The organism is Muricaecibacterium torontonense (assembly GCF_004793925.1).
Lineage (GTDB): Bacteria > Actinomycetota > Coriobacteriia > Coriobacteriales > Atopobiaceae > Leptogranulimonas > Leptogranulimonas caecicola.
This window is the reverse complement of sequence record NZ_SRYE01000001.1, coordinates 278,258-293,242: the sequence shown is the minus strand read 5'-3', so window position 1 is coordinate 293,242 and position 14,985 is coordinate 278,258. Positions and strand designations below refer to the sequence as shown.

Here is a 14,985-nt window from a genome sequence, read left to right as displayed (position 1 = left end):
TTCCTGTGCGGTGGGCTGCGGGATGAAGTGATGCGGTTCCATTGGTTCCAGCGTGCCAAGAAGGCCGGTTGCGTGCCACCGCTTTTGGGTTGAGAATCGAAAACGCCTCCGCAACGAGGGGTTGCGGAGGCGTGTAAACGCAGGTAGATCGAGATATAGGGAGCGCTAGGCGTTGATGGATTCCTCGGGGGTGATGAGGGTCACGCCGCCCATGTAGGGAACCAGGGCCTCGGGGACGGTGACGGTGCCGTCCTCGTTTTGGTAGTTCTCGATGATGGCGGCCATGGCGCGGCCCACGGCGAGGCCGCTTCCGTTGAGGGTGTGCACGTAGCGTGTGCCCTTGAACTCGCTGGGGTCCTTGTAGCGGATGTTGGCGCGACGGGCCTGGAAGTCCCAGCAGTTGGAGCAGCTGGAGATCTCCTTGTAGTTGTGGTAGCTGGGCAGCCACACCTCCAGGTCGTAGGTCTTGGCGGCAGAGAAGCCCAGGTCGCCGGAGCAAAGGGTCACCACATGGTAAGGCAAGCCCAAAGCCTGGAGGCAGAGCTCGGCCTCGTGGGTCATGGCCTCAAGCTGGTTCATGGAGTCCTCGGGGCGGGCGAACTTGACCATCTCCACCTTGTCGAACTCATGCACGCGGATGATACCGCGGGTGTCGCGGCCAGCGCTGCCGGCTTCCTCGCGGAAGCAGGGGGTGAAGGCGGTGTACTTGAGGGGTAGCTTGTCGCCGTTGATGACCTCGTCGCGGTGGATGTTGGTGAGCATGACCTCGGCGGTGGGGATGAGGTAGAGGTTGGGCTCTACGTGGAAGAGATCGTCTTCGAACTTGGGCAGCTGGCCGGTGCCGTAGAGGGTCTCGGCGTTGGTGATGACAGGGGGCCACCACTCCTTGAAGCCGGCCTTGATGTGCATATCGACGAAGAAGTTGATGAGGGCGCGCTCCAGGCGAGCACCCATGCCCCCCAGCAGGTAGAAGCGGCTGCCGGCGATCTTCACGCCGCGCTCGAAGTCGATAATGCCCAGCTCAGGGCCAAGATCCCAGTGGGCCTTGGCCTCAAAGTCGAACTGCCGCGGGGTGCCCCACTTGCGGACCTCGACGTTCTCGGAGTCGTCCTTGCCCTCCGGCACGGAGGCATCGGGGATGTTGGGGATGCGGCTCATGAGGTCGTGGAGCTCTTGCTCTACCTGGCCACGGCGGTCTTCCAGCTGGGAGATGCGGCTCTTATCGGCAGCCACCTGGGCCTTGAGCTGGTCTGCCTCGTCGCGCTTGCCCTCGCGCATGAGGGCGCCGATCTCCTTGGACGCCTTGTTGCGCGCAGCCTGGAGGGCCTCGACCTGGGCGATGGTGGAGCGGCGCTCGGCCTCGAGCTCGAAGAACTTCTCACGGTCCCAAGAGCCGTGGCGCGCCTCCATGGCGGCATCGACGACCTGGGGATTCTCTCGTACGAACTTGATATCGAGCATGGGGCCCCGCTTTCTTGTGGGTTGACACTACTGCTATTTGGGCGATTTATCAGTATATACTTGCCACTACTACTTGTTGGATACTACCCCGGGCTTCCTGTCGCAACGGCGCGACCCGGCCATTGGGCACATCTTGCACCGAAAGGTTAACCATGGACTTCTTTAGCTGGCTTTTTGATACGCGCACAGGCGTGGCCTGCCTGTTCATTGGCGGCATCATCCTGTGCCTCATCATCGCGTTCGTGCTGGAGCGCCGCACGCGCAAGCAGTACTTCAACCATGAGAAGACCGACGACGAGGAAGGCGGGATCTTCTCGGGTATTTTTGGCGACGACGATGAGGACTCCGACTCCAAGCAGCAACGCTGATGGAGCGGTGGAACACAGCGGATGCCGAACAGCAACGTATGGTGCGCGAGGCAGCTGGCTTCTGCGATGCGCGGGACGAGCAGCTTCTGTGGTTCGCAGGATAAGTCTGTGGTTCGCGAGGCAGCTTCTACAGTGCGCTGAGTAAGTGCACTGTACTAAGTAAGCTTTGTGAGTCCCTCTGATTTTATGCTTCATTTGCTACATATTGGGCCCCTGGGCCTTCGAGAGCTTCTTGGCGCACCAGCTAGGAAGCTCTTCAGCTAGGGGCTCTTTTTTTATGGATCATCGCGGCATGAAAAAAGGAGCCTTGAGGGGCTCCTGAGAAAGTCTGGTGCGGGCGAAAGGACTTGAACCTTCATGAGATTGCTCTCATACGGACCTGAACCGTACGCGTCTGCCAATTCCGCCACGCCCGCGTAGCTAGGTTAGTATGCCACACTTTTACCGCCTGTGGCAAAGTTTTTTTGATCGCACCTATGAGCCCGTTTCCCCACATAAGCTCTCCTTGATTTGGCGCAGGGACGGGCAAGAGTGCCTCGGCTCAGCGGGGATGCTACACTAGGAAGCCAAAGAGTCGCAGGTACCCATCGGTGCCTGCAGACAAAAGTCGTCCATTCGCACCCCATACACACCAAGGACGTCGTTATGGCCCCATTCAACCAAGAGATGCCTTCGCAGGCTGGACCCTCTCGCACGGGTCGCGGCGCCTACGGCGCTGGCGCTGCAGGCGGCCTAGGGATGGCGGGTGGAGGCGAGAGTTTTGCATCCCCCCAGCTATTGGGGCGCTACCGCATCATAGAGCAGCGCGACCAGGGCGGTTTTGGCTCCGTGTTGGTGTGTTGGGACGTGCGCCTGCAGCGGCGCGTGGCCATCAAGTGCTTGCCATTGGAATCCCAGGATCCCGAGGCCTATGCCCAGGCGGGCTACGATGCCGCAGGGTACAGCCCAGCGGGCTGGGGCGCTGGCGGGGCAGGTGGCGCGGGCTGGGGCGCGGGGAACGCCGCAGGCTATGGGGTCGATGCCGCAGTGGCAGAGGCGCTGGCAGAGGCCCGGGCGTCTAGCGCGCTTACGCATCCCAACATCGTCACGGTGCACGACTTTGCGGTGGACGACCAGTTCGCCTACATAGTCATGGAGTACGTGGACGGCGTGACCCTTTCTGAGTTGATGGGCCGCGTAGAGGGCGGCGTGCTTATATGGTGCGAGGTGGCCTACGTGTTGCAGTCGGTGGCCTCGGCGCTCTCCTACGCCCACGACCACGGCGTGCTGCATCTGGACATCAAGCCCGCAAACATCATGATCGACAAAACCGGCGCGGTGAAGCTGGCAGACTTTGGCATGGCCTCGCTGGCCTCGGCGGCCGGCTGGGACGACGCCCGAGGCGGCACGGTGGGCTACATGCCTCCCGAGCAGCTCTGCGGCGAGCTGGTGGACGAGCGCACCGACGTCTTTTCGCTGGCAACCGTCTGCTATCAGGCGCTTACGGGACGGGCGCCCTTCTCGGCCCCTACGGCCGAGAAGTCGCTCAAGCTGGAACAAAAGGGGGCGCCGCCGCTGGACTCGGTGGAAGCCGAGCTGGCTGGCCCCGTGACTTTGGCTTTCGAAAGCGCCATGAGCGCCGATCCAGCCGCGCGCATGGTGGATCCGCTGGAGCTGGCGGGCGAAGTGGTGCCGTCGCTGGGAGACCCTGAGGAAGGTCGGGCTTCCATCTGCGGGCTGCTGGACCAGGCGGAGGAAGGCGAAGAGTTCGATGAGTCGGCCTGGAGGGCGATGGACCCGCCTGGCCGCCGCATCCCATGGCTTGCGGATTTTGTGTGTGTCGCCGCCGACGCCCTGGCCGCATTCCTCGTGGCCAGCTGGGCCTGCCAGAGCTTGGGATTGCCCCTGAGCTGGGTGAGCGTCCTGGCGCCTGCCGCCTGCGCAGCCCTCGCCGCGCTCGCCCCCATGGTGGGCGCCTGTACTACGCTACTGGTTGCCTGTGTGGCGACGGGCTCGGTTGCCTTCGGCGCGGGCGGTCTGTTGCCCGCCCTGGGCTGGGGCGCCGCGGTGGCGGTGCCTACCCTGCTCTGGGTGGTACGCGTGCTGCCTTTGCTACCGAGAAACTCCAGCCGCCTGGCCTGTGTCTCCCTGCTCGCAGGGCCGGCTGCCGCATCGCCGGCGGTGAGCCCGGGAGTTGCCGGCTATGGACTGCCACCCGCAGTGGCGGCCCTCACCAGCGCCCTGTCCTCCCTGCTTGCGCTGGTAGTGCGTGCCGGAGCGGGCGGCAGCGCCGGAGGCGGGATCTTCTTCGCAGCGGGAGCTGCGGGAAGTGCTGCAAGCTCTGCCAGCGGGGTGAGCCCTGTGGCTGCCGTGGGAGCGGCGGTGTGCGTGGTGGGCTTCTCGGCGCTGGCGGCTGCAGCGGCATCCTGGTGCGGCGCCAAAGGCAGCCCGGGACGCGCGGCGGCAGGGCAGCTTTTAGCAGCCGTCCTCATGCTGGTGGGGCTTTGCGTGGCTTCAGGTCTGGAGAATGGCCAGATATGGGCCGCTCCATCAGTTCAGGCCACGGCCGTTGCGGTAGGCTCAGGAGTACTCATGCTCCTCATGGTCGCGCTGTTTGGCATCCCCACGGCGCGCCGGGAAGGTGAAGACAGTGAACTTCCTTAACGTGTTCGAAGAGCGCATCTCTGGTCTGTTTGGCGATTCCGCCCAGGCCGCCGCGCCCTTCTCCTTTAAAAAGCTTGCCAAGAAGGCCTCGAGCGAGCTGGAAAAAGAGACCTACGTGATCAACGGCGTAGATACGGCGCCGGCCCTGTTCACGGTGCTTATATCGGCAGACGACGATGCCGCCATGCGCCCTCTTTACGCCAGCCTCACCCAGGAGACGGCCCTGTTTTTGGAGGCCCATGCCCAGCGCCGCGGCTACACCTTTGTGGGCGCGCCGCTGGTGCGCTTCATGGTGGATCCGTCGCTCAAGCACGGCAAGTTCTCCGTGTTTGCAGAGAACGTCGACGCCCGCACCCTGGATCATCTCCGGGTGGAGGAGCAAGAGGTGCTCTCGGGTGCCCCTGCCGCCGCCCCTGCGCAGGGTCGCGCTGCAGCCACTCCGCGTGCCGGCGCCTCTGGCCGCCCCCGCGCCAACGCGCTGGAAGCGGGCCTGGGTCCCATCGGCAGCCCGGTGGCAGACGGCGCAGATGCCGGCTTGGACGTCATCAGCCCCAGCACCGTGCTGGACGTGGTGGAAGACGCCTACATCTCCGAGCAGCCCGGCGTCCCTGTCGCGCGCCCCGAGGCCCCCGTGGGCTCCAACCTGGCGCTGCGTCCGGAGCCCGTGGCTCCCTATGCCGATAACGGCGTGCCCCAGGCAGCTGTCCCGGCCGCCGGCGGCCCGTCCTTCTCGGCAGCAGAGAATGCGCCTGCCGCTGGCGCCGGTGCGCCAAGCCGCAGGCATGCTGCCTCGACACCCTTGGTAAACCCCCATGCCGACGGCTCTTACAGCGCCACCCCCAGCTATGCCGGCTACGACGTGCCCGGCGCCCCGGCTCCCGTGGCGCCCTCGGTGCAGCAGCCAGCAACATCGGTCCCTGGGCCTACCATGGCCCCTCCCACCCAGCGCCGCAACGTGCCCTTGGTAAACCCGCGGGCAGGGGCCGCGCCTCGTGCGACGGGCCCCTCGGCGGTGCTCATCGACCGCCAGAGCGGGCGCACCTATGCCTGCACCTCTGACCGCTGCATCATTGGCCGCGAGCGCACCACCGGCGGCATCGTGCTGCACGACCCCAACGTGAGCCGCCGCCATGCAGAGCTGTCCTATCAGGGCGGCCACTGGCTCATCAGCGACCTCAAGTCCATGAACGGCACCCTGGTGAACGACGTGGACATCGAGCGCTGCGTGCTGCGCGACGGCGACCTCATCACGCTGGGGCTTACGAACCTTGAGTTCCGGGAGGGCTGATGATCGACCTCGTCCTCTTTATTGGCCGCATCCTTTTGGTGGTGTTGCTCTACCTGTTTTTGTTCGCGGTCATGCGCACCGGCATTGGCCTGGTGAAAGGGCAGCGCAAAGACTCCGCCATCTGGACCTTGGACCTGGAGAAGGGGCCCCGCAACCTGCGCGGCCTCCATGTGGACATGCTGGGGCCCGTGGTCATTGGCCGCTCCCCTAGCTGCGACATCGTCATCGACGAGCCCTTTGTGAGCGCCAACCACGCGCGCCTCACCCTCCAGGGCCCGGCGCTGGTGCTGGAAGATCTGGAATCCACCAACGGCACCATGGTCAACGGCCGCGAGGTCACCGAGCCCGTCACCCTGCGCGACGGCGACGACCTGCAGGTAGGCGACGCCGTGCTTCGAGTGAGCCGCCGATGACAGAGGAGCATTCTTTGGCGTCCAAGCTGGTGCGCCAAGCCACCGCGCCCCTGCGCCCCATGCTCGACTTGTCGAGCAGGCCGGGATCTGACTCCGAGAGCGGGTCCAACCACTTTTTGGCCTGGGGCTCTCGCACCGACGTGGGGCTTATCCGCGATCACAATGAAGACTCCTATCTGTGCCGCCCGCCGCTCTTTGCGGTGTCAGACGGCATGGGAGGCCATGCCGCGGGCGAGGTAGCCAGCTCTATCGCCATCCATGCCATCGCCCAGGAGGCGCCCGCCCACGCAGACTCCGCCGGGCTGGGCGCCGCCATCGAAGCGGCCAACAGAGACGTGATAAGCGCCCCCGAGCAGGGCCGCGGCCGCGAGGGCATGGGCTGCACCGCCACCGCCTGCATCATCGAAGGCGACAAGATGGCCGTCGCCCATGTGGGCGACTCCCGCCTTTACCTGCTGCACAAAGGCACCCTGGTGCGCGTGACCCACGACCACTCCTTTGTGGAGGAGCTGGTGGACTCCGGCAAGATCACCCCCGACGAGGCCCGCGTGCACCCGTCGCGCTCGGTGATCACCCGCGCCCTGGGCTCTGACCCCGACATGTATGCAGACCACTTCACCTTGGACGTAGAGAGCGGCGAGCGCGTGCTGCTGTGCTCCGACGGCCTCTCCTCCATGGTGCCCGACTCCGAGATCGAGGACATCTGCGTCACCAGCGCCAGCCCTCAGACCTGTGCCGACGCCCTTGTCTCTGCCGCCCTCATCGCCGGCGGCCACGACAACGTCACCGTCATCGTGGTGGACATCTTGAACGACGGCAAGGAGGCGGCCCGCTCCCGCAAGCGCCGCAACGCCGTCTTGGGCTGGCTGGCCGGCTTCGTCGCCATCTTGGCCGTGGTGTGGCTGGTGGGCTCCCTCATCGTGAACCGCAGCTACTACCTCTCCACCTCAGAGGGCCATGTGGCCATCTACCAGGGCGTCGAGGGAGACTTCTTAGGCTTCCCCCTCTCCCATCTCCAAGAGACTACCAGCGTCGAGGCCTCCCAGCTTCCCGAGGCCGTCCAAACCCAGCTGGCCTCCGGCATCACCATGGACAACCTGGATGCCGCCAACGCCACTGTGAGCGCCTACCGCGAGCAGATCGAGGAGGCCGCCCGCAAGGCCGCCGAGACTGCCGACACCCTCAAGAGCTCCGGGGACGCTTCTGCTGCCGACAAGGACGCAGCCACCGCTGCCAGCGATGGCGCCTCTGCTGCAGCGGAATCCCCTGCTCCCGATGCAGCCGCCTCTGAAGGCGGCGCTGCGCCTCAGGAAGGCGGTGCCGCATGAACCTGAACCCCTACGCCACTGCGACCTCGCCCGACCCCTTGGAGCGGGGAGCCAATCGCCGCACCACCGAGCTGCTGCTGCTCATCGCAGGCGCAGTGCCGGTGCTGCTCATCTATGCCATGTACGTCATCGACACGGGCACCGCCCTGTCGCTGGAGACCGTCTCGGTGCCTCTGGGCCTCTTCGCCGCCTTTGCGGCGGCCCATGTGGCGGTGCGCTTCTTGGCCCCCGGCGCAGACCCGGCGATCCTGCCCATCGTGTTCGTGCTCTCCGGCATAGGCATCACCTTTGTGACCCGGCTGGCCCCAAACTCGGCCATGTCCCAGGTCATGTGGCTGTTCGTCTCGGTAGCCGCCATGGTGGCCACCCTGTTTTTGGTAAAGAACCTCGATGCCTTGGCCGACTACAAGTACACCATCGGCATCGCCGGCGTGGTGCTTATTCTGCTGCCCATGGTCTTTGGCGTGGCCCACTACGGCTCCAAGCTGTGGCTGCAGATCGGCCCCTTCTCCTTCCAGCCCGGCGAGCTGGCAAAGATCGCCATCGTGCTCTTTTTGGCCAGCTATCTGGCGGCCAATCGCGAGCTGCTCTCGGCTTCCAGCCGCAAGTACGGCCCCCTCACCCTGCCGGCGCCCCGCATGCTGCTGCCCATCCTGCTCATGCTGGGGCTCACCTTGCTCATCGTGGTCTTCGAGCGCGACCTGGGCAGCGCCCTGCTCTTCTACACCATCTTTGTGGTGATGCTCTACGTGTCCACGGGCCGCGTGAGCTATGTGGTGGTGTCGGTGGCGCTTTTGGCCCTGGCGGCGGTGGCCTGCTACTTCCTCTTTGGCCACGTGCGCACGCGCTTTGACATCTGGCTTGACCCCTTTGCAGACGCCCAGGGCGGCGGCCTGCAAATCGTGCAGTCCCTCTACTCCCTGGCCGACGGCGGCCTCTTCGGCGCCGGCGTGGGCAAGGGCATGCCCGAGCTCATCCCGGTGGTGGCCTCAGACTTCATCTTCTCGGCCATAGGCGAGGAGATGGGCCTTTTGGGCGCCAGCGCCGTGCTGCTGCTCTTCATGCTCTTTGCGGTGCGCGGCTTTGCCACCGCGGCCCGCGCCAAGTCTGACATGGCAGCCTTCACTGCGGCAGGCCTCACCACCTCCATCTGCTTCCAAGCCTTCCTCATTGTGGGCGGCGTCACCAAGTTCTTGCCGCTCACAGGCGTCACGCTGCCCTTCATGAGCCAAGGCGGCTCCTCGCTTTTGGCGAGCTTCATCGCCGTGGGCCTGCTGCTTCGCTGCGGCGACCAAGGCACCGGCCACTCCGTGCTGGTGAGCGGCTCGGGCACCACCGGCGCCGAGATCACCCCGGCGCTCCACGCCCACGGCACCTCCCAGAGCTTCGAGGCCCTTAAAAACAGTCCTTATGCACGCATTTCCCGCGGCATGGAGACCCCGGAGTCCGGCGTGCTGGGGCGCGTGGCCCTCTCCTCGCGCCTCACTGCCCTGGTGACCTTCTTCACCGTCCTGTTTGCGCTGCTCATCGCCAACCTCACCTTCATCCAGGTGATCAAGGCTTCCGACTACCAGAACCTGCCCATCAACAACCACACCATCGCCCGCTCCTCCAAGGTGCAGCGCGGCGCCATCATCACTTCCGACGGCGTGACTCTGGCCGAGTCGCTCCAACAGGCAGACGGCACCTACGTGCGCAGCCATCCTGCCGGGAACCTCGCCATCCATACGGTGGGCTACATCTCCACCCAATACGGCGCCACCGGCATCGAGCAGTCCATGAACACCTCGCTCACCGGCCATGCCGACTACACCAGCTGGCGCAGCGCCTTAAACGCCCTCTCGGGCAAGGAGCAGCCCGGCGACACCGTGGTGCTCACCTTGAACTCCAAGATCCAAAAGGCCGCCGACGAGGCCCTCCAGGGCTACACCGGCGCCATCGTGGTGCTCGATCCCTCCACGGGCGCAGTGTTGGCCAAGGCAAGTTCGCCCACCTATAGCTACGACGATCTCTCCTCGGTCATTTCCGGCCAAAGCGGGGAAGGCGCCCTGGTGGACCGCACCACCCAGTCGCTCTACGCGCCGGGCTCCACCTTCAAGGCCGTGACGCTGTCTGCAGCCCTGAACTCCAAGCTTGCCACGCTGGACAGCCAGTGGGACGCCCCGGCCTCCATGGACATCGGCGGCGCCGCGGTGACCAACGACGGCAACCGCGAGTACGGCACCATCAGCCTGAGGAAGGCCTTCGCGGTCTCCTCCAACGTGGTCTTTGGCCAGCTGGGCGTCAAGCTGGGCGCCCAAGCCCTGGTGGATGCCGCCAGGGCCTATGGCTACAACGGCACCATCGGCCTGGACTTTGCCTGCACCCCCTCGGTTATGGCCAACCCAGCCGACATGACCGAATGGGAGACTGCCTGGGCCGCCTGCGGCCAGCCGGTAGGCGAGCACCAAGGCCCCATCGGCCCCCAGACCACTGTCATGCAGAATGCCGTTATCGCAGCGGCCATTGCCAACGGCGGCGTAGTGATGAATCCCTATGTGGTGGATTCGGTGCTTTCTCCCGAGGGCACAAAGATCTCAGCCACCACCCCTAAATCTTTGGGTCAAGCCATCTCTTCTGAGACCGCAACCCAAGTGAAGGAAGCTATGCTTGAGGTAGTTGACGACGGAAGCGGTTCTGCCGCCTCGGTCCCCGGCGTAGAAGTCGCCGGCAAGACCGGCACGGCAGAGACCGGATCCTCGGCCAACTCCCTCTTCATAGGGTTTGCCCCTGCGGATAAACCCACCGTTGCCGTCTCCATCTGCGTGGAGGGCAACGGCGACAACGTGCGAGGGGTCGCCACCAGGCTGGCCTCGCGCATCATCGCCGCTTCCCTGCAAGTTCAGGCGGAGGGGTAAGAGATGGCCGCACCTGCACTATAGACGCACTTCAAATGTAGAACTATTCACCACGAGGCATCGCACACCACAGATCGCTGCACAAACGTGCCCATCCCTTAAGGCACGCGCACAGATAGGAGAGGGATATGCCAGAGAGGGTCCTCGGCGGACGCTACCGGGTCCAAGGCAAGATTGGCATCGGCGGAATGGCCACGGTGTACCGCGGCACTGACGAGGTACTGGGGCGCACAGTCGCCATCAAAACCATGTTGCCGCAGTACGCGGCCGACCCCTCCTTCGCCGCCCGCTTCAAGCAGGAGGCCCAGGCGGCCGCCGCGCTTCAGAGTCCCTACATCGTGGGCATCTTCGACTGGGGCAAGGACGGCGACACCTACTACATCATCATGGAGTACCTGCGCGGCACCGACCTCAAGAGCGGCATCCGCACCCACGGCGCCTTGGACTCCCGCAAGGTGGCCCAGATCGGCTCCCAGATTTGCCAGGCGCTCTCGGTGGCCCACAAGCACGACATCATCCACCGTGACATCAAGCCTCAAAACATCATGGTGCAGCCGGACGGCAACATCAAAGTCATGGACTTTGGCATCGCCCGAGCAAAGAACAGCCACCTTACCGCCGACAACTCCGTCCTTGGCACCGCTCACTACGTCTCTCCCGAGCAAACCAAGGGTCAGCCCTTAGGCCCCACCTCCGACATCTACAGCCTGGGCATCGTCATGTACGAGGCTGCCTGCGGCAAGGTGCCCTTCGACGGCGACGACGCCATCTCTGTGGCCTTGAAGCAGGTCAACGAGCAGCCTGTGCCGCCCTCCCAGGTGAGCCCCAACGTGGACCCCCAGCTTGAGGCCATCATCCTCAAGTGCCTCATGAAAGATCCCGCCCAGCGCTTCCAGACGGCGGACGAGCTGCGCCGCGCCCTCACCGACTACCTTGCCGGCCGCGTGGTAGCCATCTCCAACAACGCCACCACCATGCTGCCTGCGGCAGCCACCACACGCCTCAACAAAGGCGGCCAGGGCACCCAGCAGATGAACCGGGTGGCTTCCGACTCCAAGTCCGGCGACACCCGCATACAGGCCTCCATGGGCCGCAACGTGGCCCCTGTGGACGACGAGGGCCCCTCGAAAGGCAAACGTGTGGGCATCATCCTAGGGGTGATCGCCGCCATCGCCGTCCTAGGCGTGGCCCTCTGGTTCCTCTTTGGGCAGCAAGCCGGTGATCGCAGCGTGCCCAACTACATCACCATGAGTCAGGATGACGCCACCAAGGCCATCAAAGACTCTGACTTCTTCCAGGTGGGCACCATCTCCGAGTCCTACGACGACAACGCCGCCGAAGGCACCGTCATGGCCCAGGACCCTGAGAGCGGCTCCATGCGCCCCAAGGGGACGCGTATCAACCTCACCGTCTCCAAGGGCAAGCGTCCCGCCCAAGAAGTGACGGTGCCCGACCTCTCCAACATGACCCCCGACCAGGCAGAGGAAGCCCTCACCAAGCTGGGTCTTGTGGGCAAAGCCGGAGACTCCGTGTCCGACAGCTCCATCGAAGCCGGCCACGTAGCCCGCCAGAGCCCCGCTGCCGGCACCAGCGCCAAAGAGGGTGACACGGTGACCTACAACCTCTCCAAGGGCGCCGAATCCAAGAGCGTCCCCGACGTCACCGGGTACACCCAGGAAAGCGCCACCTCCACGCTGGAGAACGCAGGCTTCAACGTCTCTGTAGGCAACAGCACCGCCAGCGACACTGTGCCTGCCGGCTCCGTCATCAGCTACACGCCTTCTGGCAACCAGCCCACCGGCACCACCATCTCGCTCACCATCTCCACCGGCCGCAAGTCTGTGGATGTGCCCAACGTGGATGGCTTGAACTTCGAGGAGGCCCAGAGCACCCTGGAAAACGCCGGCCTGCGCTACAACACCCGCTGGCAAGCAAGCACCAGTGTGGCTAAAGGCCAGGTCATTAGCCACTCGCCCTCTGGCTCGCAGCCCACCGGCACCACAGTGACCATCATTGTGTCCGCCGGCCCCGACACCTCCTCCCAACAACCGACTAGCCCTGGCAACGCTGGCAACAACGGAGGTGCCGACGGAACGAACAGCGAGGATTAGCCTAGCGCTGGCTGCACGGCGGTCCTCAAACCCAGAGGGGTCTGCTGAACCTGCGGACACTGGCCCCACAGGTTGGGACTACTCCACCAGGGGGCACAGGCCTGTAAAATGGCGCGGCCTCCAGAACTAGGGTTTCGCAGGCCTCCAGAACTAGAGTTTCGCAGGCCTCCAGAACTAGGGTCTCAATGCCTCAGAAATACCACTGCGATAGTTACACTGTATGTAGCTATCGCAGTTTTTCTATCTTTGTCTCATTACAATGTAACTAACGTAGCTTGTTTTTAGAGGGCGCACATCCCCTTTATCCCCCTTGTTCTCCAAGCCGCTTTTGCATCCTCCCCTGCCCTCCAATCTCGAGGTCCCCTTCGCCCCACATGCACTTACGACTTCCTCACTTCAAGTGCAAACCTGCCGCTCTTGGATCGCCCTTCGCCCTCTCTCGTGTTACTCTGACTTCGCTGGGCCGAGCAGAACCTCTTCCATCCTCTCTGCAGCGCGTGTGGCGGCGCCATCGGACCCACAGAAAGGCAGAGTGCATCTTGCGCATCTTCTAGACATCCTCAGGTATCCACCATAGATACTGCCAGCTCGTGACCCATTTTTCGCATGAGTCAGGCAGTTCCAAGGAGTCTAGATTTATGCCTATCGTTTTATCTGACGTGACGTTTGCCTATCCCCGCGCCACCAAGCCCCTCATTCACAATCTATCTCTCACCTTCGCCATCGGCTGGACCTGCCTCTTAGGCGACAACGGCTGCGGCAAAACCACGCTGGCAAAGCTCGCCGCAGGGCTGCTGGAGCCGCAGCAGGGCACCATTCAGCGCTTGGATTATGTGGCCTGGTGCCCTCAGGATCCCCAGCAGGCACCAGAGGCCCTCCTCGATTTCGCCTGCGCCTACGACCCCCTCGCCCGGAGCCTCCGCTCACGCCTGGCCCTTCAAGACGACATGCCTTGGCGCTTCGCCCAGCTTTCCTGCGGCGAACAAAAGAAGCTCCAGGTAGCCGTCGCGCTTTGGCAACAACCCGACGCCCTCATCCTCGACGAGCCCACCAACCACATCGACCACCAGGCACGCCGACAGCTGCTGGAAGTGCTTCAACAATTCAAGGGCACGGGTATCCTGGTGAGCCACGACCGCCAGTTGCTGGGTCTTCTCGGCAACCGATGCGCTTGCTTCGAGCAGGGTCGCGTAATCCTGCGACCGGGAAACTACTCGGTGGTGAGGGCACAGATGGAGCTAGAGCGGCGCAGTGCGGCGCATGAGCGGCAGTCGGCCACTCGGGAGCTGAATCGTCTTGCTGCCGAGAAACTCCGACGCTCCCACCAGGCAGCTGCCGCGGCGTCGAAACGCTCCAAACGCGGGCTGGACCCCAAGGATCACGATGGGCGGGCGCGCATTGGGCTGGCGATTGTCTCGGGGCAGGACGGGGCTGCCGGGCGGCGGTCCAGTGCGATGGACGCTCGGCTGAAGAGGGCTCAGGAGCGCAAAGCTGCAGCTCAGGTGAGTAAGCGCTACGACGGCAACCTTTGGGTGGAGATGGAGGTGCATCCGCGCCCAGTGTTGCTTCGTTGTGGAGCGACGTCTATTGCGTGCGGCGAGGATGAGCTGGCGGTGCCTGACCTGTACGTAGGACATCGCGACCATGTGGGCATGGTGGGACCGAATGGCTCGGGGAAGAGCACGTTGGTGAGATGGCTTCTGACACAGGCACCCCAGGATGTGCGAGTGCTTTATGTGCCTCAGGAGGTGGATGAAGAGGGTATTCGGAAGCTGCTGGAGCGCTTAGCCGAGCTGAGTGCAGCCGAACGCGGGCAAGTGCTCTCGGTGGTGGCACAACTTAATTCTGAGCCGGAGCGCATTTTGGAAGGGGGATCGTTGAGTCCCGGCGAGGCCCGCAAGTTGATAATCGCATTGGGCGTGCTTGAGAAGCCGCAGCTACTGGTGCTAGATGAGCCAACAAATCATCTAGATTTGCATTCGGTAGAAGCGCTGGAGCGCGCACTGGCCGACTTCCCTGGCGCACTGCTTGCTGTAAGCCACGATTACGCATTCTTGGACGCTTGCTGCGAAATGCGATGGCGAGTTGAGGGTGGAGCCGTGAGGGTGAAAGCGTGAGCGATAGGTGGCGTGCTGTGAACGCGATCGCTATTGGAGGAATGAGGCTGAGTGACTGGGGTAATGAAAGTGGTTTCTACGAGATAGAAGGGATAGTCCACAGGCGGTAGAGGAGGGCCAATAAAGGGTAAATGCGCCTCAGAAAAGAATTTACTTTAGCTACATAGCATGGTAGCTAAAGTAAAAGTATAGATATAAATGCCACTATCTTAGCAACGCTGTGGTGTAGCTATTGAAGAAGGTTTTCTGAGGGAGCTAGACCCTAAAGCCATGGGTCCATAGGAAGGTGCTAGACCCTAAGAGCCATGGGGCCCTAGGGAGGCGCCAGACCTTTAAGGCAGCCCCTCGAGCACCCGTAC

The 14,985-nt window shown here is 63.8% G+C and carries 9 protein-coding genes and 1 tRNA gene; 8 read left to right on the top strand and 2 right to left on the bottom strand.

Annotated features, from left to right (window positions below):
* Positions 1–165 precede the first annotated feature (165 nt).
* The gene (serS, locus tag E5334_RS01260; RefSeq protein WP_136011789.1) at positions 166–1,461 is read right to left on the bottom strand and encodes a serine--tRNA ligase; all 1,296 of its coding nucleotides are present in this window, start codon (positions 1,459–1,461) and stop codon (positions 166–168) included.
* A gap of 152 nt (positions 1,462–1,613) precedes the next feature.
* Between serS and E5334_RS01255 the strand changes: the two genes are divergently transcribed.
* A complete protein-coding gene (locus E5334_RS01255) occupies positions 1,614–1,829 on the top strand; it encodes a DUF6724 family protein (RefSeq protein ID WP_136011788.1) in 216 nt (71 codons plus the stop codon).
* Between the two features lie 329 nt (positions 1,830–2,158).
* Here the strand turns inward: E5334_RS01255 and E5334_RS01250 are convergent.
* Positions 2,159–2,245, bottom strand: a tRNA-Leu gene (locus E5334_RS01250).
* A 229-nt stretch (positions 2,246–2,474) separates the two neighbouring features.
* Between E5334_RS01250 and E5334_RS01245 the strand changes: the two genes are divergently transcribed.
* The 7 genes from E5334_RS01245 (at position 2,475) to E5334_RS01215 (ending at position 14,626) form a co-directional block, all read left to right on the top strand.
* A complete protein-coding gene (locus E5334_RS01245; RefSeq protein WP_136011787.1) occupies positions 2,475–4,472 on the top strand; it encodes a serine/threonine-protein kinase in 1,998 nt (665 codons plus the stop codon).
* Positions 4,459–5,760, top strand: coding sequence for an FhaA domain-containing protein (locus E5334_RS01240; RefSeq protein ID WP_136011786.1), 1,302 nt, complete (start codon positions 4,459–4,461; stop codon positions 5,758–5,760). The genes E5334_RS01245 and E5334_RS01240 overlap by 14 nt, the downstream gene beginning before the upstream one ends.
* Positions 5,760–6,173 carry an FHA domain-containing protein gene (locus E5334_RS01235; protein WP_136011785.1) on the top strand — a complete coding sequence of 138 codons (414 nt, stop codon included), beginning with the start codon at positions 5,760–5,762 and terminating at the stop codon, positions 6,171–6,173. Before E5334_RS01240 ends, E5334_RS01235 begins: the two co-directional genes overlap by 1 nt.
* Positions 6,174–6,187: 14 nt before the next feature.
* Entirely contained in the window at positions 6,188–7,501 is a 1,314-nt protein-coding gene (locus E5334_RS01230; protein ID WP_275438871.1) for a Stp1/IreP family PP2C-type Ser/Thr phosphatase, read from the top strand.
* Positions 7,498–10,398 (top strand): FtsW/RodA/SpoVE family cell cycle protein, encoded by a 2,901-nt coding sequence (locus tag E5334_RS01225; protein WP_136011783.1) that lies wholly within the window; start codon positions 7,498–7,500, stop codon positions 10,396–10,398. Before E5334_RS01230 ends, E5334_RS01225 begins: the two co-directional genes overlap by 4 nt.
* A gap of 128 nt (positions 10,399–10,526) precedes the next feature.
* Positions 10,527–12,509 (top strand): Stk1 family PASTA domain-containing Ser/Thr kinase, encoded by a 1,983-nt coding sequence (gene pknB / locus E5334_RS01220; protein ID WP_136011782.1) that lies wholly within the window; start codon positions 10,527–10,529, stop codon positions 12,507–12,509.
* A gap of 638 nt (positions 12,510–13,147) precedes the next feature.
* Complete coding sequence (locus E5334_RS01215) at positions 13,148–14,626, top strand: ATP-binding cassette domain-containing protein (RefSeq protein ID WP_136011781.1); 1,479 nt, start codon at positions 13,148–13,150, stop codon at positions 14,624–14,626.
* The last annotated feature ends 359 nt before the right edge of the window (positions 14,627–14,985 follow it).

Excerpts from the sequence above, each read along its gene's own strand:
- E5334_RS01255 (WP_136011788.1), top strand. The coding sequence starts at position 1,614 with ATGGACTTCTTTAGCTGGCTTTTTGATACGCGCACAGGCGTGGCCTGC.
- E5334_RS01215 (WP_136011781.1), top strand. The coding sequence starts at position 13,148 with ATGCCTATCGTTTTATCTGACGTGACGTTTGCCTATCCCCGCGCCACC.
- pknB (WP_136011782.1), top strand. The coding sequence starts at position 10,527 with ATGCCAGAGAGGGTCCTCGGCGGACGCTACCGGGTCCAAGGCAAGATT.
- E5334_RS01225 (WP_136011783.1), top strand. The coding sequence starts at position 7,498 with ATGAACCTGAACCCCTACGCCACTGCGACCTCGCCCGACCCCTTGGAG.
- E5334_RS01245 (WP_136011787.1), top strand. The coding sequence starts at position 2,475 with ATGGCCCCATTCAACCAAGAGATGCCTTCGCAGGCTGGACCCTCTCGC.
- serS (WP_136011789.1), bottom strand. The coding sequence starts at position 1,461 with ATGCTCGATATCAAGTTCGTACGAGAGAATCCCCAGGTCGTCGATGCC.
- E5334_RS01235 (WP_136011785.1), top strand. The coding sequence starts at position 5,760 with ATGATCGACCTCGTCCTCTTTATTGGCCGCATCCTTTTGGTGGTGTTG.